Source organism: Acinetobacter sp. A3 (assembly GCF_012371415.1).
Lineage (GTDB): Bacteria > Pseudomonadota > Gammaproteobacteria > Pseudomonadales > Moraxellaceae > Acinetobacter.
This window is the reverse complement of sequence record NZ_JAAZQW010000033.1, coordinates 1-24,087: the sequence shown is the minus strand read 5'-3', so window position 1 is coordinate 24,087 and position 24,087 is coordinate 1. Positions and strand designations below refer to the sequence as shown.

25 protein-coding genes and 3 pseudogenes are annotated in these 24,087 nt (G+C 42.1%); 18 read left to right on the top strand and 10 right to left on the bottom strand.

Going from position 1 to position 24,087, the window contains the following annotated elements; all coding sequences use genetic code 11:
* A pseudogene (locus HHA42_RS10505) lies at positions 1-180 on the top strand (IS30 family transposase); the annotation flags it as partial.
* 160 nt (positions 181-340) lie between these two features.
* Positions 341-532, top strand: coding sequence for a lysozyme inhibitor LprI family protein (locus HHA42_RS10500; protein ID WP_168526421.1), 192 nt, complete (start codon positions 341-343; stop codon positions 530-532).
* 49 nt (positions 533-581) lie between these two features.
* Here the strand turns inward: HHA42_RS10500 and HHA42_RS10495 are convergent.
* Together HHA42_RS10495 and HHA42_RS10490 are read right to left on the bottom strand one after the other, a co-directional pair.
* Positions 582-1,789, bottom strand: a pseudogene (locus HHA42_RS10495) (IS256 family transposase).
* Between the two features lie 109 nt (positions 1,790-1,898).
* Positions 1,899-2,819, bottom strand: coding sequence for a Dyp-type peroxidase (locus tag HHA42_RS10490; protein WP_168526419.1), 921 nt, complete (start codon positions 2,817-2,819; stop codon positions 1,899-1,901).
* A gap of 160 nt (positions 2,820-2,979) precedes the next feature.
* Here HHA42_RS10490 and HHA42_RS10485 point away from each other — a divergent pair, with 160 nt between their 5' ends.
* Positions 2,980-3,600 carry a LysE family transporter gene (locus HHA42_RS10485; RefSeq protein ID WP_168419261.1) on the top strand — a complete coding sequence of 207 codons (621 nt, stop codon included), beginning with the start codon at positions 2,980-2,982 and terminating at the stop codon, positions 3,598-3,600.
* A 172-nt stretch (positions 3,601-3,772) separates the two neighbouring features.
* On the top strand, positions 3,773-3,919 hold the full coding sequence (locus tag HHA42_RS10480) for a hypothetical protein (RefSeq protein ID WP_019837164.1): 147 nt from the start codon (positions 3,773-3,775) through the stop codon (positions 3,917-3,919).
* 141 nt (positions 3,920-4,060) lie between these two features.
* Here the strand turns inward: HHA42_RS10480 and znuB are convergent, their stop codons facing one another.
* From znuB to HHA42_RS10465, 3 genes are read right to left on the bottom strand one after another with little or no spacing between them, the layout of a single operon-like run.
* On the bottom strand, positions 4,061-4,861 hold the full coding sequence (gene znuB / locus HHA42_RS10475) for a zinc ABC transporter permease subunit ZnuB (protein WP_168419259.1): 801 nt from the start codon (positions 4,859-4,861) through the stop codon (positions 4,061-4,063).
* Positions 4,862-4,864: 3 nt separating this feature from the next.
* The gene (gene znuC, locus HHA42_RS10470) at positions 4,865-5,653 is read right to left on the bottom strand and encodes a zinc ABC transporter ATP-binding protein ZnuC (protein ID WP_168526417.1); all 789 of its coding nucleotides are present in this window, start codon (positions 5,651-5,653) and stop codon (positions 4,865-4,867) included.
* A complete protein-coding gene (locus HHA42_RS10465; protein WP_168419257.1) occupies positions 5,629-6,123 on the bottom strand; it encodes a transcriptional repressor in 495 nt (164 codons plus the stop codon). Before HHA42_RS10465 ends, znuC begins: the two co-directional genes overlap by 25 nt.
* 135 nt (positions 6,124-6,258) lie before the next feature.
* Between HHA42_RS10465 and HHA42_RS10460 the strand changes: the two genes are divergently transcribed.
* The 10 genes from HHA42_RS10460 (at position 6,259) to HHA42_RS10415 (ending at position 14,449) form a co-directional block, all read left to right on the top strand.
* Entirely contained in the window at positions 6,259-7,098 is an 840-nt protein-coding gene (locus HHA42_RS10460) for a metal ABC transporter substrate-binding protein (protein WP_168526415.1), read from the top strand.
* Positions 7,099-7,270: 172 nt separating this feature from the next.
* Positions 7,271-7,669, top strand: a complete 399-nt coding sequence (locus HHA42_RS10455; RefSeq protein WP_004970147.1) for an ATP synthase subunit I — start codon at positions 7,271-7,273, stop codon at positions 7,667-7,669.
* 103 nt (positions 7,670-7,772) lie between these two features.
* Positions 7,773-8,648, top strand: coding sequence for a F0F1 ATP synthase subunit A (atpB, locus tag HHA42_RS10450; protein WP_004970145.1), 876 nt, complete (start codon positions 7,773-7,775; stop codon positions 8,646-8,648).
* Positions 8,649-8,733: 85 nt separating this feature from the next.
* Complete coding sequence (gene atpE / locus HHA42_RS10445) at positions 8,734-8,979, top strand: F0F1 ATP synthase subunit C (protein ID WP_000424060.1); 246 nt, start codon at positions 8,734-8,736, stop codon at positions 8,977-8,979.
* A 39-nt stretch (positions 8,980-9,018) separates the two neighbouring features.
* Positions 9,019-9,489, top strand: coding sequence for a F0F1 ATP synthase subunit B (locus tag HHA42_RS10440; RefSeq protein ID WP_004970142.1), 471 nt, complete (start codon positions 9,019-9,021; stop codon positions 9,487-9,489).
* 14 nt (positions 9,490-9,503) lie between these two features.
* A complete protein-coding gene (locus HHA42_RS10435) occupies positions 9,504-10,040 on the top strand; it encodes a F0F1 ATP synthase subunit delta (protein ID WP_004970141.1) in 537 nt (178 codons plus the stop codon).
* Positions 10,041-10,080: 40 nt separating this feature from the next.
* Entirely contained in the window at positions 10,081-11,625 is a 1,545-nt protein-coding gene (atpA, locus tag HHA42_RS10430; protein ID WP_104852884.1) for a F0F1 ATP synthase subunit alpha, read from the top strand.
* Between the two features lie 83 nt (positions 11,626-11,708).
* A complete protein-coding gene (gene atpG / locus HHA42_RS10425) occupies positions 11,709-12,578 on the top strand; it encodes a F0F1 ATP synthase subunit gamma (protein WP_096902733.1) in 870 nt (289 codons plus the stop codon).
* Between the two features lie 29 nt (positions 12,579-12,607).
* On the top strand, positions 12,608-14,002 hold the full coding sequence (gene atpD, locus HHA42_RS10420; RefSeq protein ID WP_004970134.1) for a F0F1 ATP synthase subunit beta: 1,395 nt from the start codon (positions 12,608-12,610) through the stop codon (positions 14,000-14,002).
* A gap of 27 nt (positions 14,003-14,029) precedes the next feature.
* Positions 14,030-14,449, top strand: a complete 420-nt coding sequence (locus tag HHA42_RS10415; RefSeq protein WP_168419253.1) for a F0F1 ATP synthase subunit epsilon — start codon at positions 14,030-14,032, stop codon at positions 14,447-14,449.
* A 93-nt stretch (positions 14,450-14,542) separates the two neighbouring features.
* Here HHA42_RS10415 and HHA42_RS10410 read toward each other — a convergent pair whose 3' ends face one another.
* A complete protein-coding gene (locus HHA42_RS10410) occupies positions 14,543-15,136 on the bottom strand; it encodes a hypothetical protein (RefSeq protein WP_168526413.1) in 594 nt (197 codons plus the stop codon).
* Between the two features lie 162 nt (positions 15,137-15,298).
* Positions 15,299-15,844: a glutathione peroxidase gene (locus HHA42_RS10405; RefSeq protein ID WP_168526411.1), complete on the bottom strand. Its 546-nt coding sequence runs from the start codon at positions 15,842-15,844 to the stop codon at positions 15,299-15,301.
* Positions 15,845-16,135: 291 nt separating this feature from the next.
* Between HHA42_RS10405 and HHA42_RS10400 the strand changes: the two genes are divergently transcribed.
* Entirely contained in the window at positions 16,136-17,044 is a 909-nt protein-coding gene (locus tag HHA42_RS10400) for a DMT family transporter (protein WP_168461764.1), read from the top strand.
* A 391-nt stretch (positions 17,045-17,435) separates the two neighbouring features.
* Here the strand turns inward: HHA42_RS10400 and HHA42_RS10395 are convergent, their stop codons facing one another.
* The 3 genes and pseudogenes from HHA42_RS10395 to HHA42_RS10385 form a co-directional block, all read right to left on the bottom strand.
* Positions 17,436-18,005: a Sua5/YciO/YrdC/YwlC family protein gene (locus tag HHA42_RS10395; protein ID WP_168526409.1), complete on the bottom strand. Its 570-nt coding sequence runs from the start codon at positions 18,003-18,005 to the stop codon at positions 17,436-17,438.
* A 43-nt stretch (positions 18,006-18,048) separates the two neighbouring features.
* A pseudogene (gene dprA / locus HHA42_RS10390) lies at positions 18,049-19,279 on the bottom strand (DNA-processing protein DprA).
* 20 nt (positions 19,280-19,299) lie between these two features.
* A complete protein-coding gene (locus HHA42_RS10385) occupies positions 19,300-20,457 on the bottom strand; it encodes a LysM peptidoglycan-binding domain-containing protein (protein WP_168526407.1) in 1,158 nt (385 codons plus the stop codon).
* A 121-nt stretch (positions 20,458-20,578) separates the two neighbouring features.
* On the opposite strand from HHA42_RS10385, the gene def reads away from it, so the two are divergent.
* From def to HHA42_RS10370, 3 genes are all read left to right on the top strand, one after another.
* Positions 20,579-21,109, top strand: a complete 531-nt coding sequence (gene def / locus HHA42_RS10380; RefSeq protein ID WP_154321169.1) for a peptide deformylase — start codon at positions 20,579-20,581, stop codon at positions 21,107-21,109.
* A 101-nt stretch (positions 21,110-21,210) separates the two neighbouring features.
* Complete coding sequence (locus HHA42_RS10375) at positions 21,211-21,651, top strand: DUF2946 family protein (protein WP_171501114.1); 441 nt, start codon at positions 21,211-21,213, stop codon at positions 21,649-21,651.
* A 63-nt stretch (positions 21,652-21,714) separates the two neighbouring features.
* A complete protein-coding gene (locus HHA42_RS10370; RefSeq protein ID WP_168526405.1) occupies positions 21,715-23,787 on the top strand; it encodes a TonB-dependent copper receptor in 2,073 nt (690 codons plus the stop codon).
* The last annotated feature ends 300 nt before the right edge of the window (positions 23,788-24,087 follow it).

The following is a 24,087-nucleotide window of genomic DNA, read 5'->3' as shown; positions in this document are numbered from 1 at the left end:
AGGCAATATTTACCTAAAGGGATTGATTTAAATCAGGCAGATCAGCATTATTTAAATCAAGTTGCCATGTCACTGAATACTCGTCCTAGAAAAGCGTTAGATTGGCTTACACCATTAGAGAAATTTGCTCAGCTTGTTGATTATCATAAGACTTTTCAAACTGTCGCACCTCATGTTTGAATTCGCCTTCTTATGCTGTTGTTCCTGAAGATTTTTTATATGAAGATGCTTTAGGAGTAATATGCAAAGAAGGAAGTCCTCTTCAAGAGGATTTGAGGTACTGCCTTTCACGAGGTTATTTAGAGTCGGATCATGAGTTAAACAGAGAGTATAAAAAAGAATGAAAAAACTAAAATTAATTAAAAAGAAGAAATTATTATCAAGTCAAAAAAATTGGTTAAAGAGAAGAGAAAATAAATGTACTTCTGAGTATGAGTTGGCAGAAGGAGGGCATGAAGCTCCAATTTATTTATTAGATTGTTATGTTCAAGAGAATGAAGAACGAATTAATTTTTTAAAAAACTATAGATAATATCAGACTGGAGCCTGTAAATAATTTTGTGTAATTGCTTTTGATCAATTTAAAGGTGATTGCTTAAGCGGTCACCGAATTCAATAATAAAGCGGCTCATGGCTAAACGCCAGTCGCGAATCGGCATATTCCACTTTTTAGATGCTGCATCAATTGCCAGGTAAATCACTTTACGTACAGAATCATCCGTTGTAAAGACTTTACGTTTTTTGATCGCTTGGCGTATTACGCTGTTTAATGACTCGATTGCGTTGGTAGTGTAGATGGCTTTGCGTATCTCGGCTGGATAAGCAAAGAAGGTATTCAGATTCTCCCAGTGCGTACGCCAGCTTTTGCTGATCTGTGGGTACTTGTCATCCCATGTTTGGGCAAATTGATCCAGGGCCATCAAGGCTGCCTCTTCAGTGGGTGATTGATAAACGGCTTTTAAATCCTGAGTGACCGCCTTGTAATCTTTCCATGACACATATTTCAAGCTGTTGCGCAGCATGTGGATAATGCACAGCTGGATGTGGGTTTGCGGGTATACGCTGTTAATGGCATCAGGAAAGCCTTTTAGTCCATCTACACAGGCGATCAGAATATCCTGCAACCCTCGGTTTTTCAGCTCAGTCAGAACATTTAGCCAGAACTTGGCACCTTCATTCTCAGCTATCCACATGCCGAGCAGTTTTTTCTGTCCATCAAGATTAATGCCTAAGGCAAGAAATACAGCCTTGTTGATGACACTGCCATTATGACGGACTTTAACCACAATACAGTCCATATAAACGATAGGATAGATCACATCCAGCGGACGGTTTTGCCATTCAGCAACCTGCTCATTGACGGCATCAGTTACCTTGGAAATGAGTGTTGGAGATACATCGGCATCGTACATTTCCTTGAAGGTAGTAACGATTTCACGGGTGGTCATGCCTTTGGCTAAAGGGATAGAATCTGGCTATCCATTTGCGTGATACGGGTCTGATTTTTCTTAATTAACTGAGGTTCGAAAGTGCCATCACGATCACGTGGTGTGGTGATCTCAATCTCCCCATCATCGCTAAGTACAGTCTTACTAGAATAACCATTGCGTGAATTTGAGCCAGATTTACGGGCATTTTTTTCATGTCCGAGATGTTCGGTAAGTTCGGCATTAAGAGCCGTTTCAACAGTGAGTTTGGTCAACAATCTGGTGAATTGGTTGAGATCGTCTGCTGTTTTGATTCCTTTAGCAAATTCTGCTGCAAGGTCTTTTAGTTTTTGTTCGTTCATCATATTGCCTGACTCCGTTGTGAATATGAACATAGCAAATTCAGGCAATTACACAATTTAATTTACAGTCTCTCAGACTGAAAAGCCGACTCTCGTCGGCCTCTTTATCTTAACCTTCCATCACTTCTTCTAATAACTCTTCACTTGGGGCAAAGTAATATGCACCGTCTAGAGCAGTCACAAAGTGCAGTAAACGGTCATGGATGCCATCACCAGACGTGCCAAACATACGCTCTAACATGGCATCAATAATGCTCAAATCTTTGGTGTAGGCAATAAAGAATAAGCCTTGATCACCCTGACCATCGCCATAAGGCAGCGAGTGACGCAAAATTTCCATCTCATCGCCTGCATCATCTTCAACCACAGTACGCGACACGTGCGAGTTCTCAGGTTGAACCTCGTCATCCAACTCAATAGATTCAAGTTTGGTACGACCAATCACGTGTTCCTGAGCATCGACTTTCAGCTTTTTCCATTTTTCTAAATCATGGCAATAACGCTGTGCAAAAATAAATGCGCCATCGGCAAACACACCTGCATCTTCACCTAAAAGCGCCACTTCAGCACGATCATCAGGGAATTGCGGGTTTTCAGTACCATCAATAAAGCCTGTCATGTCACGTCCATCAAAATAACGGAAGCAAACACGTTCATCTAAAACTTCAACTTTATCTTGAATACCATCAAAAAAGGCCTGACTTAGTGCGAAACAAATATCTGCACGGGCACTGGCTAGGTGAATAATCACATCGGCAGGCACTACAGGCATATTAAAGGAGCCATGAATCGGCTGTAATTGTTTAAAACCTTCAGGAGATTGGCTATAGAGTTGTGCCCAAAGTTCAGGGCCAAAGGCCACCCCAGTTTTAATTTGTGCATGTGGATGCTGAGTGATTAAACGATCCCGTGTGCTAAAAAGGTCCGCCAATTTTTCTTTTAATTCAGCAATGCTTAAATCTTTTAAACGTAACACTAGAAAGCGAGCATGATCTGAAGGTAGTGGCAATATTACAGATTGGGCAGTCATGTATAGCTCCTGAAAAAATTGTTGTTTTCTATAGGGTTTACTTTATTGTGCCTGATTGCATGCAGGCTTAATACCCTTCTTGGGATTTTATTCAACGGTTTTTGCCATGATATTAAGTGAAATATCATATAATGCGCTATCTTTCATAAAACTGTTTTCTATGTCTTATCAAGTTTGGATAGCATTCATGTTGGCGTGCTGGGTAATTAGTGTTTCGCCCGGTGCAGGTGCAATTGCATCGATGTCGAGTGGTTTGAACTATGGTTTTCGACATGGCTACTGGAATGCTATTGGTTTGCAGTTGGCATTATTACTGCAAATTGCAATTGTCGCTGCGGGGGCAGGGGTTTTGTTTGCTACCACCCCTTGGGCATTTTTGATTGTGAAATGGTTTGGTGTAGCTTATTTATTGTATTTGGCCTATTTGCAATGGGCAGCACCTGCTCAGTCCATTGAAATCCAACATGAATTGACCCGAAAATCTGCTGGAAAACTGGTGATGTATGGCTTTTTGGTTAACATGAGTAATCCAAAAGCGATTGTGTTTTTATTGGCAGTTTTGCCACAGTTTTTAGATTTATCGAAACCGCAATGGATTCAGTATCTGATTATGGCAGCAACTATGATCAGTATTGATTTGATTGTGATGGCAGGATACACAGGTTTGGCCGCCAAAGTCTTGCGTTTGTTAAGATCACCTCGGCAGCAAAAAATGATGAATCGTACTTTTGCGACCCTATTTGCGGGTGCTGCATTTTTGTTAAGTTTGGTGCATCAGTGATATAGTAAGTAATTGAAATAATTGTTATTGATAACTAGAATAGTTATTAACCAGTTAGGATTGCTACTTACCCATCGCAACTGGTTTTAAAACGAAATTAAGTAGCAATAGTCTGAGCGTTGCGTACCTAACTTATCAAGAGACCCGCAACAGTTTTTTAAGGAGTGATAATATGTCACAACTGAAGAAAGCAAGCTCAGCGGGTTTAATTCTTGGATTTACTCCAATGTTTGATACATTGGTGGTTTATTTTGATCCGAGTTTGGCATACGTGATGACTTGTTTATTTATAGTCAGTATTTGTGCTGTTCAAAACTAAGCTGACGGCTGCTGAAAGGCAGCTCTTTGAATATTATTACCCAAAAAATTATTTACCAAGATTGATGCTAATGTATTAATCGGAATGATGGTATATATCCAAAAACCATGCAATCGCATGGCATCCATTTAGCTCATTGGCTTAAGCCATCTTTCTGACTTTTTGAACGCTAAAAATCACAGCAAAAATCACTGCCATCGTCATCACAATACTTAAACCTGTTGAAATGTTTAAGCCTGCACTTGACCATAAGCCAACGGTTACCCCAATCTGCGCCATCATAAATGCCCAAATCACCATCTGTTTTGGTGAGTGTGCCAATAAACGTGCGGTTAAAGCAGGAATCACCAATAAAGCGCCCATCAATAAAGAGCCGACTGCACGCAGCGCCAATACCGTAAAGAGTGCCAATAACAACATAAAAATCAGACGTTGCCATTGCGCATTTATGCCTTCGCTGATCGCAATATCAGGGTCAATCGCAATTTGAATTTGAGCTTGCCAAAATTTGTAGAGCACGGCTAACGCTACAATAATCACCAAAGTAAATACAGGTAAATCTGCCCATGAAATGGTGAGTAAGTCACCAAACAAATAGCTGAGCAATTCAGGGCGTAAACTAGGAATATGCTGAATAAACAGTAAGCCTGAACAAAGCAAGGTTGCCGAGCAGAGTGCAAGCAACGCATCATTTGGTAAGCGTGGGTCGTGTAAAATCCATAACACTCCGACCAGTAAGACCGCAAGAAACGTGACGCCCATCCATAAGGGTAAGCTCAATGCACCAGCAATGGCTACTCCCAGCAAAGTACCGTGTGCCATGGTATCGGCAAAAAAAGACATGCGACGCCACAGCATTAAACAGCCGAGTGGAGCAGTCAAAAATACCAATAAACTGCCCATGATCCATGCAGGTAGCAGCAACTGTAGCCAATCCATCATGGGTTATGCTTCCGGTTCAGGGTGAATATGAGGTCGTGGGTCATGCTGACAAGGCTCGGCATGGTCACCATGTGCGCAGTGATCATGGTGATGTTGATAGAACACCCGATTAGTTCCAAAAATGGCCTGATATTCAGGGTGTTGTTGCACATTCTCGGGCAAGCCGCTACAGCAAATATGTTTATTTAAGCACACCACACGGTGTGTACCCTGCATAACCCATTGCAAATCGTGGGACACCATTAACACTGCACAGCCATATTTGGCAGGCAGGCTGCGCACATAGTCATACAGTTCGGCTTCGGACTGAATGTCGAGTCCTTGCATGGGTTCATCTAAAACCAAGACATCTGGCTGACGTAGTAGGGCGCGTGCCAGCAAGACGCGTTGCCGTTCACCGCCAGAAAGTTGTTGAACTTTAGAATCTTGTAGCTTGGCAATGCCTGTATCACGAATAATTTCAGTTTTCAGCTGATTCGGACATTTTTCTAAGGCTAGTAAATCCTTCACTCTTAAAGGCAAGCTGTGTGAAGGATTAAACTTTTGTGGCACATAAGAAAAAGTCAGTTTACTGCTCGATACAATCTTGCCTGAATTGGGCTGCACAATGCCTAACAGAACTTTAATTAAGGTCGATTTGCCTGCACCATTCGGGCCAATCAGCGTGACAATTTCACGCTCATACAATTCAAAATCGACATTTTTTAAAATATCACGCTCATCAATGCGCACTTGAATGTTGCGTAAAGCGATGAGAGGCGCAGTGGTTATTTGCTGTTGCACTGCTGACATTTTCCAGAAATCTCAATAATGCTGTGATGTGCAGTAAAGCGGTCAGAAGCTGCTAACTGATCGAGCTGTTGCAATAAACCTTGCGCCGATGCTTCTTTTACGGCTTTACAGTCCGTGCAAATTAAGAATGCGGCCTGATGCCCTTCACGTGGATGACAACATGGAATATAGGCATTGATTGAAGTTAAACGGTGAATCAGCCCTTTTTCCAATAAAAAATCCAAGGTGCGATAAACAGTAGGCGGTGCCGCAGGTCGGTCAGACTCGCTTTTGATTTTCGCTAACAAATCATAAGCACCCATCGGCGCAGAAGCTTTAAGAATAAGCTCCAGTACTTCTTTACGCAGTGGTGTTAAACGCGCACCCGTTGCCGCACATAAACTTTCTGCTTCGGCAAGACGTTGATCGACATTGTGATGGTCGTGAACGCCATGTAATGCATTGTGATGCTCGTGCGAACATAAGCTCATAGCCACCCCAGTTGAACTTTAAAAGAAAAACGACAGTAAATCTTAGCATGAAGCGTAATCAGTTTCGATTGTACATAGGTATTTTTGTAAATTTGTTATACTATAACATTTATCGATTTTTCGTGATGTGTGGCAATGTTTCGTTTATTTAGTTTCTGTTTTTTGGCGCTGTTCAGTACAGCAAGTATGGCGCAAGCGCTGGTTGTATCAACGCACCCATTGTATTTGATCGCTGAAAAAGTCACGAAAAACATCGAAACACCAACTTTATTGTTGGCAGATCAAACAGGGCATGATGTGTCACTCACGCCTGCGCATCGCAAAACTATTCAAGATGCAGGGCTAATTATTTGGTTGGGCAAGGCACATGAAGCACCTTTAGAGCGGATATTGAAACAAAATACTAAAGCGATTGCCTTATTAGAAGCAGGGATTATGCAAACCCTGCCACAGCGTTCTGAGCGTGGCGTAGCCTTAAAAAATACAGTAGACAGTCATGTCTGGCTTGATCCAAACAATGCGGTACGCATTGCCTTCTTTATCGCAGCCTTGCGTTCTCAGCAAATGCCAGAACATCGTGATGCTTATTGGAACAATGCACGTGCCTTTGCCCAAGAGCTGTTTGCCACTGCACATCAGTTACGTGGACTGGGTGCTGCACAGCCTTACTGGGCCTATCACGATGCCTATCAATATTTAGAACGTGCCTTAAATTTAAAATTTGCAGGTTCATTGACCAATGATCCGCATATTGCCCCTACGGTTGCCCAAATCAAATATCTGAATGATCACCGCCCAAGCCGTAAAATGTGTTTGCTTGCAGAAGGGCATGCCAGTAAAAGCCAGTATATGAAATTGAATCCAGTTGTGTTTCAAATGGTCGATGAAAGCATGCGTGGCACAGAAGATTTTGTGCAAGCTTGGCAGCAATTAGCCAAGCAAACCAAGGCTTGTGTATTAAATGCACGAAAATGATGCGTTTTTTAAGCAAATTTGAAATATGACAATTCCGAGACAAACATGCAAAAAAACACGACTAAGGTCGGGAAACGATTGCATGTTCAGGGGGCTAACTCTATAATGCCTGCGATAAAAAACGATCATCAGTTGAACTTGTCAAGCATTAATGCTGTGAGTGGATAAAAAAATGAGCCGAACTAGTCGCTTGATTGACCGACGATTAGCTAAAGCTTTGGTCTTCTTACAAGCATTCATGATTCCAGTTTCAGCCCTGATAGCGTGGGTCTTGAAAGACTCAACGGCTGCCTTAAGCGCTGCACTTGGTGCTAGTGTTTGTTGGTTGGCAAGTTGTTATTTTTCATGGCAGTCGTTTCGAGCAGCAGGTGCACGAGCGTCCAGACAGGTTCTTTCGAACATGTATAGAGGAATGCTCGGTAAGTTTGCAATCGTGATCGTAGGATTCATTTTAATTTTAAGCAATGTACAGCCGTTATCCCCGGTGGCATTGTTTTGTGGTTTTATGCTCGTTCAAAGCATGTCGTGGGTTGCGCCATTTTGGGTGTCACGATTACAAAAACGAGTCTAAACGCAGCAAAAATTGAAAAGTTTTTCAGGAATAGGCGAGATATCAAGCAGCACGCGATGTTCGTTTGTTCTATTAGTTTTTTTACATTGACCAGGTGTGATTTATGGCTGCTGAAGAACATGCCCTTACTTCGACCGAGTATATCAAGCATCACTTGACCAATATGACCTATGGCAAAATGCCAGACGGTTCATGGAAGTTGGCTGAGTCTGCTGAAGAAGCTCAACAGATGGGGTTCACTGCTATTCACTTGGATTCAATGGGTTGGTCTATCGGACTTGGTCTGATCTTCTGTTTATTGTTCTGGATTGTTGCGAAAGCTGCAAATTCAGGCGTGCCTGGTAAATTCCAGTCAGTAATTGAAGTGATTATCGAGTTTGTGGATTCAAGTGTACGTGATACCTTCCATGGGAAGTCTCGATTAATTGCACCCTTAGCATTAACCATTTTCGTGTGGATTTTCCTCATGAACTTGATGGATTTAATCCCTGTTGACTTTATTCCTTATGTAGCTCAACAGGCGATTGCATCTATGCTGGGTGTGGACCCTCATCAGGTTTACTTTAAAATTGTTCCGACTACAGATCCAAACATTACCTTAGGTATGTCTATTTCTGTATTCTTCTTAATTATTTTCTATAGTATTCGTGAGAAAGGTGTTGGCGGCTTCGTTGGTGAGTTGGCACTTAACCCATTCAACCCAAGTAATCCAGTTGCTAAAGTGCTTTTAATTCCATTCAACTTATTGTTGGAATTGACTACTTTCTTGGCGCGACCAGTTTCATTGGCTCTACGACTGTTCGGTAACATGTATGCGGGTGAGTTAATCTTCATTCTTATCGCGTTATTACCGTTCTGGATCCAGTGGGCATTGTCTGTGCCTTGGGCGATTTTCCACATTTTGATTATTACGCTACAAGCATTCATTTTCATGATGTTGACTATCGTGTACATGAGCATGGCAAGCGAAAAGCATTAATGGTATGGCCTAACTGTCATCGGGCGGTTGGGCACACAATTTTTTAACTTAATTTGGTATAAAACCTAACCTCTGAGGAATTATCATGGAACTCACTTTAGGTCTAGTTGCAATTGCATCTGCTATCTTGATCGCTTTCGGTGCTTTAGGTACTGCGATTGGTTTTGGTCTTTTAGGCGGTCGCTTCCTTGAAGCTGTTGCTCGTCAACCAGAATTGGCTCCACAACTTCAAACTCGTATGTTCTTAATCGCAGGTCTTCTTGATGCTGTGCCTATGATCGGTGTTGGTATTGGCTTGTTCTTCATCTTCGCTAATCCATTTGTAGGTTAATCAGCTTAATTCCGAAATTCACTATTTGAGGAATTTGCAATGAATATCAACCTCACATTGTTTGGCCAAGCGATTGCATTTGCGATTTTCGTCGCATTCTGCATGAAGTTTGTATGGCCACCACTAATCAATGCGATTAGTGAGCGTCAGCGTCGTATTGCTGACGGCTTAAATGCAGCTGAAAAAGCCAAAGCTGATCTTGCCGATGCGCAAGCTCAAGTGAAAGCTGAATTAGATGCAGCTAAAGCACAAGCGGCTCAATTGATCGAACAAGCGAATCGTCGTGCAGCACAATTGGTAGAAGAAGCGCGTACCCAAGCATCTGCTGAAGGTGAGCGTATTCGTCAACAAGCGAAAGAAGCTGTTGATACAGAAATCAATTCTGCTCGCGAAGAATTACGTCAACAAGTAGCTGCGCTTGCAGTAACTGGTGCAGAGAAAATTCTTAGCCAGCAAGTTGACGCAGAAGCTCACAATGCCATGCTGACTCAGCTGGCTGCTAAACTTTAAGAGAGAGGCAGATTATGGCTGAACTCTTGACGTTGGCACGCCCATACGCTAAAGCAGCATTTGCTTACGCTTCTGAGCAAGGTGCAACTGACAATTGGTCAACAGCACTTAACTTGCTCAGTGCTGCGGTGCAAGACGAGGCATTTTCAGCTTACTTAAATCGCCCTGAGCTTACGCCTGCTGAGCAGGTGAGTATTTTTGCCAAAGTTTTAGGTGAAGACCAAACTGCAGCAGTGTCAAACTTTTTGACATTGCTTGCTGAAAACAACCGTTTGGCTTTGCTTCCTGAAATTCAAGCAGAATACGAACAGCTCAAATCACAGAATAACAATACTGTGGATGTTGTGATTGAATCAGCATTCCCATTGACTTCTGTACAAGAACAAATTCTTGCTCAAGCGTTAGAAAAACGTTTCGCTGCGGCAGTAAATGTTTCTGTAGAAGTGAACCCAGCGTTAATTGCGGGTGTGGTTATTCGTGCAGGCGACCAAGTGATAGATGATTCTGCGCTTAACAAGCTTGAAAAAATGCGGACACGTCTTTTAGCTTAATTGCGAAGACTGAACTAATAAAAGATTGAGGTATAGCGCAATGCAACAACTGAATCCATCCGAGATCAGTGCGCTCATTAAACAGCGTATCGGCGATCTGGACACCAGCGCGACCGCTAAAAACGAAGGTACCATTGTTATGGTATCCGACGGTATTGTGCGCATTCACGGCCTTGCTGATGCAATGTACGGTGAAATGATCGAATTCGACGGCGGCTTATTTGGTATGGCACTGAACCTAGAACAGGATTCAGTGGGCGTCGTTGTTTTAGGTAACTACTTAAGCCTTCAAGAAGGTCAAAAAGCACGTTGCACAGGTCGTGTATTAGAAGTTCCGGTTGGTCCAGAACTTTTAGGCCGTGTAGTAGATGCTTTGGGTAACCCAATTGATGGTAAAGGCCCTATTGATGCAAAATTAACTGATGCTGTAGAAAAAGTAGCACCAGGCGTAATTTGGCGTCAATCAGTGGATCAACCTGTTCAAACTGGTTATAAATCAGTTGATACCATGATCCCTGTAGGCCGTGGTCAACGTGAGTTGATCATTGGTGACCGTCAAACTGGTAAAACAGCAATGGCGATCGATGCGATCATCGCTCAGAAAAACTCTGGCATTAAGTGTGTATACGTAGCAATTGGTCAAAAACAATCGACTATCGCAAACGTAGTACGCAAGCTAGAAGAAACTGGCGCTATGGCGTATACAACTGTTGTTGCAGCAGCAGCGGCAGATCCAGCAGCAATGTTGTATCTTGCTCCGTACTCTGGATGTACAATGGGTGAATACTTCCGTGACCGTGGTGAAGACGCGCTTATCATTTATGATGACTTGTCTAAGCAAGCTGTTGCGTATCGTCAAATTTCATTGCTTTTACGTCGTCCACCAGGTCGTGAAGCTTATCCGGGTGACGTGTTCTATCTACACTCGCGTCTACTTGAGCGTGCTTCTCGTGTATCTGCTGACTACGTTGAGAAATTCACTAACGGTGAAGTTAAAGGTCAAACTGGTTCTTTAACTGCATTGCCGATTATTGAAACTCAAGCAGGTGACGTATCTGCATTCGTTCCAACCAACGTAATTTCGATTACTGATGGTCAGATCTTCTTAGAAACATCATTATTCAACGCAGGTATCCGTCCTGCTGTGAACGCGGGTATTTCTGTATCGCGTGTTGGTGGTTCTGCTCAAACTAAGATCATCAAAAAATTGTCTGGTGGTATCCGTACCGCTTTGGCGCAATACCGTGAATTGGCAGCATTTGCTCAGTTCGCTTCTGACCTTGATGAAGCAACTCGTAAGCAACTTGAACATGGTCAACGTGTAACTGAGTTAATGAAGCAGAAACAATATGCGCCATACTCAATTGCTGACCAAGCTGTTTCAGTTTATGCATCTAACGAAGGCTACATGGCTGACGTAGAAGTGAAGAAAATCGTAGACTTTGATGCTGCGTTAATTTCTTACTTCCGTTCAGAAAATGCTGCGTTAATGCAACAAATCGATGAAACTGGTGATTTCAACAAAGACATCGAAGCTGCAATCAAAGCAGGTATTGAAAGCTTTAAAGCGACTCAAACTTACTAATTTAGCATTGGCTAGTTAGGGGTTTGGTTCACGGAATCAACCTTCGGAAGCCTGAAAGGGCTTTCGAATACTAGGTTAAGCGTATGGCAAATTTAAAAGAAATTCGCGCCAAAGTTGCTAGTATCAAGAGCACGCAAAAGATTACTCGCGCGATGCAAATGGTTGCTGCTTCTAAGATGCGTCGTGCGCAAGAGCGCATGGCTCAAGGCCGTCCGTATGCCGAAAATATGCACCGTGTAATTGCTCATTTGGTACAGGCGAACCCTGAATACAAACATCGTTATATGATCGAACGCCCTGTAAAACGCGTAGGTTATATCATCGTGTCTTCAGATCGTGGTTTGGCAGGTGGCTTGAACATTAACTTGTTCAAGAAAGTTGTAAAGCATGTACAGCAACAACAAGAGCAGTCAATTGAAGTTCAGTTTGCTTTAATTGGTCAAAAAGCGGTTTCGTTTTTTAAAAACTACGGCGGTAAAGTGCTTGGTGCAACTACAAACGTAGGTGATGCGCCAAGTCTTGAACAGTTATCTGGTTCTGTGCAAGTGATGTTAGATGCGTACGATAAAGGCGAGTTAGATCGCATTTACCTCGTATCGAATGGCTTTGTAAATGCCATGACTCAAGATCAGAAAATCGAACAACTTGTTCCTTTAGCAGCTGCTGAAGAAAACAAGACTCTTAACCGTCAATACGGTTGGGACTATATCTATGAACCAGAAGCTGAAGAGCTGTTAAATGGTTTATTGGTTCGTTACATCGAGTCTATGGTTTATCAAGGTGTGATTGAAAACATCGCATGTGAACAGTCTGCACGTATGGTTGCAATGAAAGCTGCAACAGACAACGCAGGTGAACTGATCAAGAGCCTACAACTTATTTATAACAAGCTGCGTCAAGCCGCGATTACTCAGGAAATTTCTGAGATCGTTGGTGGTGCCGCTGCCGTTTAACATTATTAGTTTGAATTGAGGAGACAGCAATGAGTGGCGGTCGTATCATTCAGATCATCGGCGCGGTTATCGACGTCGAGTTTGAACGCAACAGCGTTCCTAAGATCTATGACGCTCTCCAAGTTGACGGTACTGAAACTACATTAGAAGTTCAGCAACAACTTGGTGATGGCGTAGTTCGTACTATTGCAATGGGTTCTACTGAAGGCCTTAAGCGTGGTTTGAACGTAACTAACACTAACGCTCCAATCTCTGTACCTGTAGGTACAGCGACTCTTGGTCGTATCATGGACGTTCTTGGTCGCCCTATCGACGAAGCTGGTCCAGTTGCAACTGAAGAGCGTTTACCAATTCACCGTCAAGCGCCTTCTTATGCAGAACAAGCGGCTTCTACTGACCTTCTAGAAACAGGTATTAAAGTCATTGACTTACTTTGCCCGTTCGCAAAAGGTGGTAAAGTTGGTCTGTTCGGTGGTGCGGGTGTTGGTAAAACCGTAAACATGATGGAGTTGATCAACAACATCGCTAAAGCGCACTCAGGTTTATCTGTATTCGCTGGTGTTGGTGAGCGTACCCGTGAAGGTAACGACTTCTATCACGAGATGAAAGACTCTAACGTTCTTGACAAAGTAGCCATGGTTTACGGTCAGATGAACGAGCCACCTGGTAACCGTTTACGCGTAGCGTTAACTGGTTTGACTATGGCTGAGTACTTCCGTGATCAAAAAGACGAGAACGGTAAAGGTCGTGACGTATTATTGTTCGTAGACAACATCTACCGTTATACACTAGCAGGTACTGAAGTATCAGCACTTCTAGGTCGTATGCCATCTGCAGTAGGTTACCAGCCTACACTTGCAGAAGAGATGGGTGTTCTTCAAGAGCGTATTACTTCAACTAAGTCTGGTTCGATTACATCTATTCAAGCTGTATACGTACCTGCCGATGACTTAACTGACCCATCGCCTGCTACAACGTTCGCGCACTTAGACGCAACTGTAGTATTGAGCCGTGACATTGCATCTCAAGGTATTTACCCTGCGATCGATCCACTAGACTCAACTTCACGTCAGTTAGATCCATTAGTTGTTGGTACTGAGCATTACGAAATTGCTCGTTCAGTTCAAAACGTTCTTCAACGTTATAAAGAATTGAAAGACATTATCGCAATTCTTGGTATGGACGAATTGTCAGAAGAAGACAAACTTACTGTATACCGTGCACGTAAGATCCAACGTTTCTTCTCTCAACCGTTCCACGTAGCAGAAGTATTTACTGGTGCGCCTGGTAAACTTGTACCGCTTAAAGATACAATTCGTGGCTTTAAAGGTCTTCTAGCTGGTGAATACGATCATATCCCAGAACAAGCGTTCTATATGGTTGGTGGTATTGACGAAGTGATTGCTAAAGCCGAGAAACTTTAATTAGCAGCTCTAATTTAGGAGATTCTCATGGCGACTATGCAATGTGACGTTGTAAGTGTAAAAGAGTCTTTGTACTCTGGCACTGTGACTATGCTAATTGCAAAAGGTGCTGGCGGTGAACTCGGTATTATGCCGGGTCACGCACCACTAGTAACTTTGCTTCAGCCGGGTGCAATCCGCGTTCTGCTGGAAAATGGTACAGAAGAATTAATCTATGTATCTGGTGGTGTTCTAGAAGTTCAACCGCATGTTGTTACGATTCTTGCAGATACTGCAGTTCGTGCAGAAAACTTAGATGAAGCAGCAATTCTTGAAGCGCGTAAACACGCTGAACAATTGTTGGCGAATCAAAAGAGCGATTTGGACTCTGCTGCTGCTTTGGCTGCTTTGGCAGAAACTGCTGCACAGTTGGAAACCATCCGCAAAATCAAAAACCGCGCACTTTAATTGCTGGTTTAAGATTGAAAAAGCCACTCGAAAGAGTGGCTTTTTTTATGGCTGATAAAAGTGAATTACTGCAGTGTTTGATATTTCAGAAGCTTAGGACGCATCAGCAGCATCAGTTTTGCTATTCGAAGTCGCTTCACCCTGCAAAATCATACCCGCCAACTTCACCATTTCAGATTGAATATTGCCCATTTGCTGTTCTAGCTTTTTAAAATCGACCTGACTAAGGTTAATTTGACCGTTTAAAAACGGGGAGTTTAAAACTTGTTGATTGGCTGCTAACAGGTTTTGACGAATCGTATCAATTTCTTGTGTTTTTAAATCTAAGCTGCTGAGGGTTTGATTAAAACCATGCAGTTGCTGTTGTAATTGAGTTGTAGCAAGCTGGAGTTGTTGTGGGTCTTGTGCGTTGATTGCTGTTTGCAATTCTGATTTGGACTGATTGAGCTGTTCAACATATTGTCCAGCTTTAAGTTGTAGATCAGCTACATCGCGCACAATGTAAAACATATTGCCGCTGCTTAGGGGTGCTTGTGTTGCATCAGGATTGCTATTGCTAGAAGTTACAGTCCCTTGTTCTTCGACTGAGCTGCTTTGAGGGCCAGATGCCTGTTCACAAGCACTGAGTAGTAAACCTGCGCTGAGTAGGGGGAGCAGTATTGCATATTTAGAAAATGGTGTATTCATCTTGATCTAATCATTTATAAGGCATTAAAACCAATATAAAACGAAAATATGAATAAAAAACAGATTATTGCAAAGCAATAACAAATATTAGAAGTGTGGTTGAAACGAAAAACAAGGAATTGCCGAAGCAAATTCCCTGTATAAAGTGTTCATTGCCAAGCATTATTTAGCGAGTTCTGCTGCAATCGCATCCAAAATTCGTGGGTCTTCTGCAGTTAGATCAGGCGCAAAACGTGCTACGACTTCACCTTGCTTGTTAACTAGGAATTTTTCAAAGTTCCATAAAATTTCCGGTGGATTATTTGGGGTTAAGCCATAATCGACCAAATCTTTCCACCATGGGCCTTCACCTATGCGTTCTGGAATGGCCTGAATTAAGGTGCGATACAATGGGTGCTTGTGCTCACCCACCACAGGAATTTTAGCAAATAACGGGAAACTCACCTGATAATTCAATGAACAGAATTCCTGAATTTCTGCATCACTGCCTGGTTCTTGAGCCAAAAAGTCATTGGATGGAAAAGCCAAAATTTCCAAACCTTGTGTTTTTTGATCCGCATACAATTTTTGTAAGCCTTCATACTGTGGGGTTAAGCCACATTTAGAGGCGACATTAACAATCAACAATACTTTTCCAGCATATTGATTTAATGTGGTTTCTTCACCTGAATTGGTGAGAACGGGAATGTTATAGACCGAATGGCTCATGTAAGTGTCCAAATGCGAATGATATAAAGTGTTATTGTTTTAACTGGATTTATAAAGCACAGCAAGTTGAAAACCAGAAAATTTATTGTATTTGTGTGCAAAAGAAGAGGGAGTATCAATTAAAAAAATATAAGGATTATCATCATTTAAAAATATTGGTGGATAAGTTGAGCGAAAAGTGCCATAAATAGCCCTGAAGTTTAGTTTGGGCTTCAAGCAATCAATTCAATTGGATGATCAGAAAACAGCAGCAAGCTTATGCAGCTGACGTGCAACAAGGATGATGCAGACATGACACAGCCAGCCAAAGGTGCACTTTGGGCAATTCTACTCCCTGTGATTGCGGTATTAATTTGGTCGCTTAATATTGCCGTGACACGTTATGTCGCAGAATATATTTCACCAGTGAGTATCAGCTTTTACCGCTGGCTTATTGCATTTTTGATTCTCACGCCTTGGATATTACCTAAAGTTTGGCAGCAACGCAGTTTAATTCGTCCACATTTAAAACAGCTAGCTGTTTTAAGTGCCTTTGGTTTGGTGCTGTATCAAGGGCTAAGCTACACTGCAGCCAATTATACGACTGCCACCAACATGGGCATCATCAATGCATTTATTCCTATGTTTACGGTATTGGTGTCTTTGATTATTTTAAGGGACATTCCGACAAAATTTGCAATTTTGGGCTGTATCATTTCATTTTTTGGCCTGTTGTATGTGATTGCACAGGGTGATTTCAGCCAATTAGCACAGCTGACTGGGCATGCAGGCGACATGCTGATGGTGCTAGCCGTGTTCTTTTATGCTTTTTATGGGGTGTTTTTAAAGAAATGGAATTTAAAACTACCTTTAATGCTCAGCCTGTATGTGCAAATAATTTTTGCGCTGATTTATCACCTACCTTTTATTGTGTGGCTCGGCTTAGATCCGCTCAATAGTCAAAATAGTTTTAGTGTTTTGTATGCGGGGATTTTTCCATCCATTATTGCGCCTTTAGTATGGATGCTGGCAGTACAGCACTTAGGGCCAAACCGTACCAGTATTTTTATGAATTTGATGCCTGTATTTACTGCAATCATTGCTTATTTTTGGTTGGCAGAAGTATGGGGGAGCTATCACACTGTTGGTGGTTTGATTATTTTAGTGGGCATTGTTTTGGCTCAAATGAAAACTCGTGTGCAAATTCCACTAAAAAATTGAGTGAATTTGCTCTTTTTTTGAGCATGAAAGATGTATCTAAAATACTGTTTTATTCAAAAAATATACAGGATTTAGGCATATAATTTATGACAGTTTTTTTAATTTTTCTAAAATAATTGAAAAAATAGTAAGATAATTTAAATTGTTAAGAAAAAGTGATAAGTCTATCATTGATTATTTATGTTAGATTAATAGAAATAATCTATTTGTATAGTCGACTAAATTACTCCATAATTCACGTACTGGAAATGATCTGCTCTAGCAAAAACTTAGTAAGACATCATTCACAGCAAGATTTTCGTACCCTCTGGATGTGCTTTTATACACATCCTTTTTATGCTCAACCATCCCTATATGGTTGAGCTTTTTTTTATCTAAAATTTGTCTAAGCCTAGGCGCGAATGACCAAACCTGTCTCTGCATCTAAAATTCGGCTAGGTTGTTGGCTTAAGCCTAAATCACCATTTAAATAATGCAGTTGTTGCTGGAAATAATGGGTTGCTTCTTGTAGGGAACGCGCAGGTTCATGTCCAGCAGGGTTGGCACTGGTTGAAACAATAAAGCCATCAAAAGCATGGCATAAAGCCATACATAAAGGATGGTTGGTCACGCGTACCGCAACTTTCGGGTGTTGTCCTGTAATCCAGTTTGGAATGGCCGCTGTGGTAGGTAACAGCCAAGTGGTGGCACGCTCAGTCGGATGTGTATTGCTCCATGAGGCAATTACACGATCTCGCATATCTGGTTTTAAATCTTCAAGCAGATGTTCTACCTGCGACAGATGCCCTGCCAGTAAAATGACGCCTTTTTCAATTGGACGTTGTTTGAGGCGTAATATTTCCAAAAAAGCCTGTTGATTATAAGGATCACAACCTAGACCCCACACTGCCTCTGTTGGATAGGCCAGCACTTGTCCCTGTTGTAGACATGCAGCGGCTTCGGTGACAGAGGTGGTAATCATGCGAGTTGACCTAAACAGAAATGGGAGAGGGCTATTGTGAACCTTATTTGTGAGGACGACAACGCAGATACAGGCCTGATTGCTGCATTGCTAAGCCCATGAGCTCAAGTTCCATTAAATAAGCTGTGAGTACGGCAATTTCCAAGTCGAGCTGTTGTGCCAAGTGGTCAATACTTTGTCCGACCCAATCCAATTGATGATACAACGCCAATAAATGCTCAGGAATCTGCGTCACGATTTTATGGATAGGTTGTGGCGAGGTGGCTGTATCAGGTATGGTTGTATTGCTTTCTCCTGTTTGAGCATTCATTTTTGAAGATGGCAAGGTTGAGTCAGAGCTCAATTGATCAATATTTTGTTGTTGATATTGCCATTGAGTCGGCAATGCCAAATCTTCAAGCACCTGTTCAGGATGATCCACCAAAATTGCACCTTCACGAATTAATTGATGGCAACCCTGATGAAACTCACTGTAAATATGACCAGGAATAGCAAAAATCAATTTACCTTGCTCGGCTGCGCATTTGGCGGTAATCAGTGAACCACTATTTAAACTGGCTTCAGCAACAATAACGCCTAAACTCAATCCACTCACCAACCGATTACGTCGTGGAAAATTTTGCTGCAAAGGTTTGGTGTGAGGTAAAAATTCTGTAATCACTGCACCGCCACGCTCCACAATCTGCTGGCGGAGTGTATGGTGGGCGCTCGGGTAGGTGCTGTCTAAACCTGTGCCCATGACTGCAATGGTACGATGGTGTGCCAAAGCGCCTTGATGTGCAGCTTCATCAATACCTTGTGCCAGACCGCTATTGATAAAGAAACCTTGCTCACTTAAATAATAGGCAAAATCATAGGCCACTTGCCGTCCGTGTGGGCTGGCTTTGCGACTGCCCACAATTGCGATTTGAGCTTGCAGTAAAGCCTGAGCATTGCCTTGCCCAAATAAAATTGGAGCTTTGTTTGCATAGGGGCGTAGTTGGTTAGGGTAGTTGGGAATCATCCAAGGTCAGGATAAAATCACAATGCTGTTGTAATTGTTTTAAGACGTTTTCAAAGGCATGTTGCCCTGACTGACTAAGATATTCTTTAGCACGCTGTTGATGGTTGGCATGTACACGTACTTCTGACCAAGCCAAAAGATGTTCGGGCTGTACTGCGGCAGCCACGGAACCAAAATATTGTTCTAGTTTATAAAAACTCGACAGTGAATGCTGAACCAAATACCACAACTTAATGTAGTCAATTTGATGTGGGGTGAATGAATTCAACATGTCACCATCTCAGACTATTTTTAGTCGTCCATTAGGGGTGTTTGTAAGTTCGCACCCACTTTAATTGGCAATTCGCTGTCTAATACATAGGCATAGCTGATGTGATCAAAGCTTTTGAAGACCATGATATTACCAATGCGTTCGCCTGGAAGTTGCACACGCTCTTTGGTTTTCGGGTCAGTCACAACTTCGCCTTTTTGAGCGACAGAGAATACGTGGCCTGATTGCACGCCATGCAGCGTACCACGGTCAATGGCAACCACACTGTGTTTTGCAGCCGTACCAATAGAACCCATTACACGAACCACTTGACCGCCTGCAGTTACATTTTCAGCATGGGTCGGATAGAACAGCGTTGGTAACATTGGGTCATAAACAGGCAAGACACGGTCACCACGACGCACTTCAGCGTTGTAAGTGTCGGTCAACTCAAGCGTAGTAATGTCATTTTCACCACGTACTGCAATACCAGTTGCAACTTGAGTGAGTTCTAAGCCTGCATTGAGTTTTTGACCATTGGCATCGGTTAGGATGTATGGTTCGCCTTCGCGATAGACAGCATAACGTTGACCAACTTCTAGGCCTGCACCACGTGCATACACGCTTTGTCCTTTAGCAGCCAACACGCGTTGATCAGAAGTACCTAAAATATAAGGCGTGCCTTGCAGTGCATCTGCGGCAATAATGCTGCTGCGCTCTAACCAGTGCTTGATGTATTCCAGTGGGATCACAGGAATTGTATTATTTAAAGATTCTACGCGAATTTGCGGCTGTAAATTGGTGCTCTTGCCTGTGTAACGACGAATAATGCCTTCACAGCCATCACCTTCATCTTTACCAATAATTGGGCGACCTTCATAGGTACACATTAACAAGCGGTCACCCGGGAAAATCCAGTGTGGATTTTTCACGTGGCGGTTGCTTGCCCAAATTTCAGGCCAGCGTAGTGGATTATTCAGGAATTTTTTAGAAATATCCCACAAAGTATCGCCTTTTTTCACCACATACACATTCGGTGCATTGGCTTTTAAAGCAGGTGGATTAATATTTCGTGCAGGTGCTGCTTCAGCCACACTCATTGCCCCAAGTCCCACAGTGAGACATACAGCGAGTGCTAAAACTTGCTTTTTAAACCCCAAGACACGAAAAGAGGATGTGTCTGTCAAAACCTTTTTCATTATCATAATTCCTAAAATTATGTATGTAGTTGCGTTATAATAACGATCTTACACACATTTTTTTGATGAAGCATTCCTTCATTCGGTTTTTTGATCAATGGCATATAAGTGAGGACGTCCTATGGCCTTATTACCTATTTTAAGTTTCCCGGATCCCCGTTTGCGTACCATTGCCAAACCAGTTGAAGAAGTGACCGACGAAATTCGTCAGCTTGCTGCAGATATGTTTGAAACTATGTATGCCGCACCAGGAATTGGTCTAGCTGCGACACAGGTAGATCATCATATTCAGCTGATTGTCATGGATTTATCTGAAAATAAAGATCAACCCATGGTCTTCATTAACCCCAAAGTTACCCCATTGACTGAAGAGACCCAACCGTATGAAGAAGGGTGTTTGTCAGTGCCTCAAATATACGACAAAGTTGAGCGTCCGTCACGTGTAAAAATTGAAGCGATTAACCTTGAGGGTCAAACCTTTGAGCTAGAAGCAGATCAACTTCTCGCTGTTTGTATCCAACATGAAATGGATCACTTAAATGGTAAATTATTTGTCGATTATTTATCACCACTCAAAAGACAGCGTGCCCGTGAAAAAGTGGAAAAAGTAGTGCGCCAGCGTCAGAAAGAAAAAGTTGCTGTGAAGCGTTAAAACAAACCACAATCTAGTTGTCCATGTTTAGACCAAAGCATAAAAATCAGCCCAATTTCGATTGGGCTTTGTTATACTTGCGCCACACAAATTCAGGATAGATGTTTTTGTTGTTGCGTAGTGGCTTACTGCTTTCATTTATCGCAGTTTTTTTACAGATTGCTGTATTTTTACAGCCTTTGCTGCCTGAGCAATATCAAGTTGCGCCAGTCTGTGAAACCATCACGCGAGCACTTTTGTTGCCACAAGCCCACGCAGTGCATACAAATTCTTCGCATACTGCACATTCATCTACATCACAGACCGATGATCAGCAACTGACCGTACAGCATGAACATCATCATCACGATGCTTCACATCAATGTCAGTATTGTACGGTCTATGGCAACTTGGTCTTGCCACCTGAATTAGAGCTTAAAGAGGTGCTTGATCGCATTCAGGTACGTCTTTTGGCTTTCCAAAAACGTTTTCAACACGTTTGGTTTGCACTTCAGCAACTCTTTTTACTTCCGCAGGGGCGTGCTCCACCTCACTTTGCATAAATTCAATGTTTTTCGGGTTTGCTTTGACCCTAACTGTATTTATGTTTTGAAGTGAGAAATAAAATGGCTCAGCCTAAATTTTTATTACAGCCTGTTGCGGCTGCAGTTTGTGTTGCCTGCTATTCAGCAAGTGCGTTTGCCGATCAAAGTATGCTGTCTGCGAATACGCATAGCCTTGCGCCTATTGTTGCAACCGCACAACAGGGCAATGATGCCAATGGTTTAGTGGTTCGTGCTAATCCAAAACAACCCATTCAGCCGATTCCAGCCACAGATGGTGCAGACTATTTGCAAAGCATCGTCGGCTTTAGTGCGGTCAACAGTGGTGCGGGTACCAATGGCGATGTGACCTTCCGCGGCATGTTTGGTTCACGTATTAAAATTTTAACCGATGGTTCTGAAAACTTAGGTGCATGCCCGAGTCGTATGGATTCACCAACCTCTTATATTTCACCAGAAAGTTTTGATGAAATTACCGTCATTAAAGGGCCGCAAACGGTGCAATATGCCAACACAGGTTCGGCTGCAACGGTATTGTTTGAGCGTAAGCCTGAACAATTTGGTGAAGGTCAAAACTATCGTGGACAAGCCAGTGTTTTGATGGGTTCATTTGGTCGTTTGGATCATAATATTGAAGCAGCAGCGGGCGATGCGCAGAAATACATTCGTTTAAACGCCAACCGTTCTGTGGCAGACAGCTATAAAGATGGCAATGGTACAACTGTTCCTTCAGATTGGGAGCGTTGGAATGCTGATGTCGCTTTAGGTTGGACACCCGATGAAAATACTTGGCTTGAGTTGACAGGTGGTCGTGGTGATGCCGAAGTGGTTTATGCAGGCCGCATGATGGATGGTTCTGAATTTGATCGCGAAAGTTTGGGTTTGCGTGTAGAAAAGAAAAACATCACTGATGTGATTAAGAAAATTGAAGCACAGGTGAACTATAGTTTTAATGATCATGTGATGGATAATTATAGTCTGCGTAAAGTGGGAATGGCAGAACACCACATGACTAAAGAACTTGTGGAAGCTAAATCTGCCATGAATGTGACTCGCCGTACTTTAAATGCGCGTATGGCTGTGACACATGAGTGGGATAAATTGCAGTTTATTACAGGTATTGATAGTCAACAGAATAAGCATGGTAAAGGCATGTATTCAGCCACAATGCCGAAAATGAATTTCCCTGTAACAACCGATATGGAATTTCAATCCTATGGTGGTTTTGGTGAGCTGAGTTATGAACTGAATGATCATAATAAGTTGGTTACAGGTATACGTGTTGATCAGATCGAAGTAGACGCAGTACAAACGGCTCAACAACGTAAAGAAACCTTGCCAAGTGGTTTTATTCGTTTGGAAAATCAACATCCACACCATGATGCTAAAACTTATGTCGGTTTGGGCTATGTAGAGCGTATGCCTGATTATTGGGAATTGTTTAGTCCTCTGTCGGGTAACGGAAATAAAAATACGTTTAATCACATTAATACTGAAAAAACCCTTCAATTGGACTTTGGCTATCAACATGAACATGGTGCATTCAGCTCTTGGGCATCGGCTTATGCAGGTTTAATTAATGATTATATTTTGACGAATTACAAACTGAGAGATGAAAATAAGCCTCAGAGTAAAGAAAATCCTTTAGAGGCGCATACTCGAAATGTGGATGCAACGATTGCAGGTGCAGAAGTTGGTATAGGTTATCAATTTACCGATGCTTTGCAGGCAGATGTGAGCGCCATGTATGCGTGGGGTGAAAACACCACAGACAATACGCCGTTACCACAAATTTCGCCTTTGGAAGGACGTTTAAACCTACGCTATGTTCAAGATAGATACACTTTAGGTGCATTATTACGTGTAGTCGATGGTCAAAGTCGTATAAGTAAAGATGAAGGTAATATCGTAGGTTACGACCTCAAAGAGAGCAGTGGCTTTGGCGTGTTGTCTTTAAATGGCAGCTATAACCTCAATAAAAGTGTTGATGTGTCTGTGGGTGTTGATAACGTTTTGGATAAAACGTATAGCGAACATTTAAATAAACTAGGTTTAAATGGGACTGGTAGTGCAGCAAAAGTTCAGTTTAACAATAGTGGTCGTAACTATTGGGCGCGTATCAGTATGAAGTTCTAATTTGAACTTTATTTAAACCAAAAGCAGGGTTTAGGCTCTGCTTTTTACTTTTTTATTAGAACAATTTCATATAAAACAATAGATTAAATCTTGTGATTGTATTTTGAAGAATTGCACAGATTTTTATTAAAATAAATTTATGAGATAAAACAGTAGCTTATCTATTTTTGGGTTTATAAAATAAACACTCGAAATATTTCTTTTACAAAAAGCCTTGCATGGCAAAATATTTGGCCTATAATGCACATCCATCGGCGGTGATGTTGATAAAAACTTGTTGAAAAACAATAGCTTGGTTGA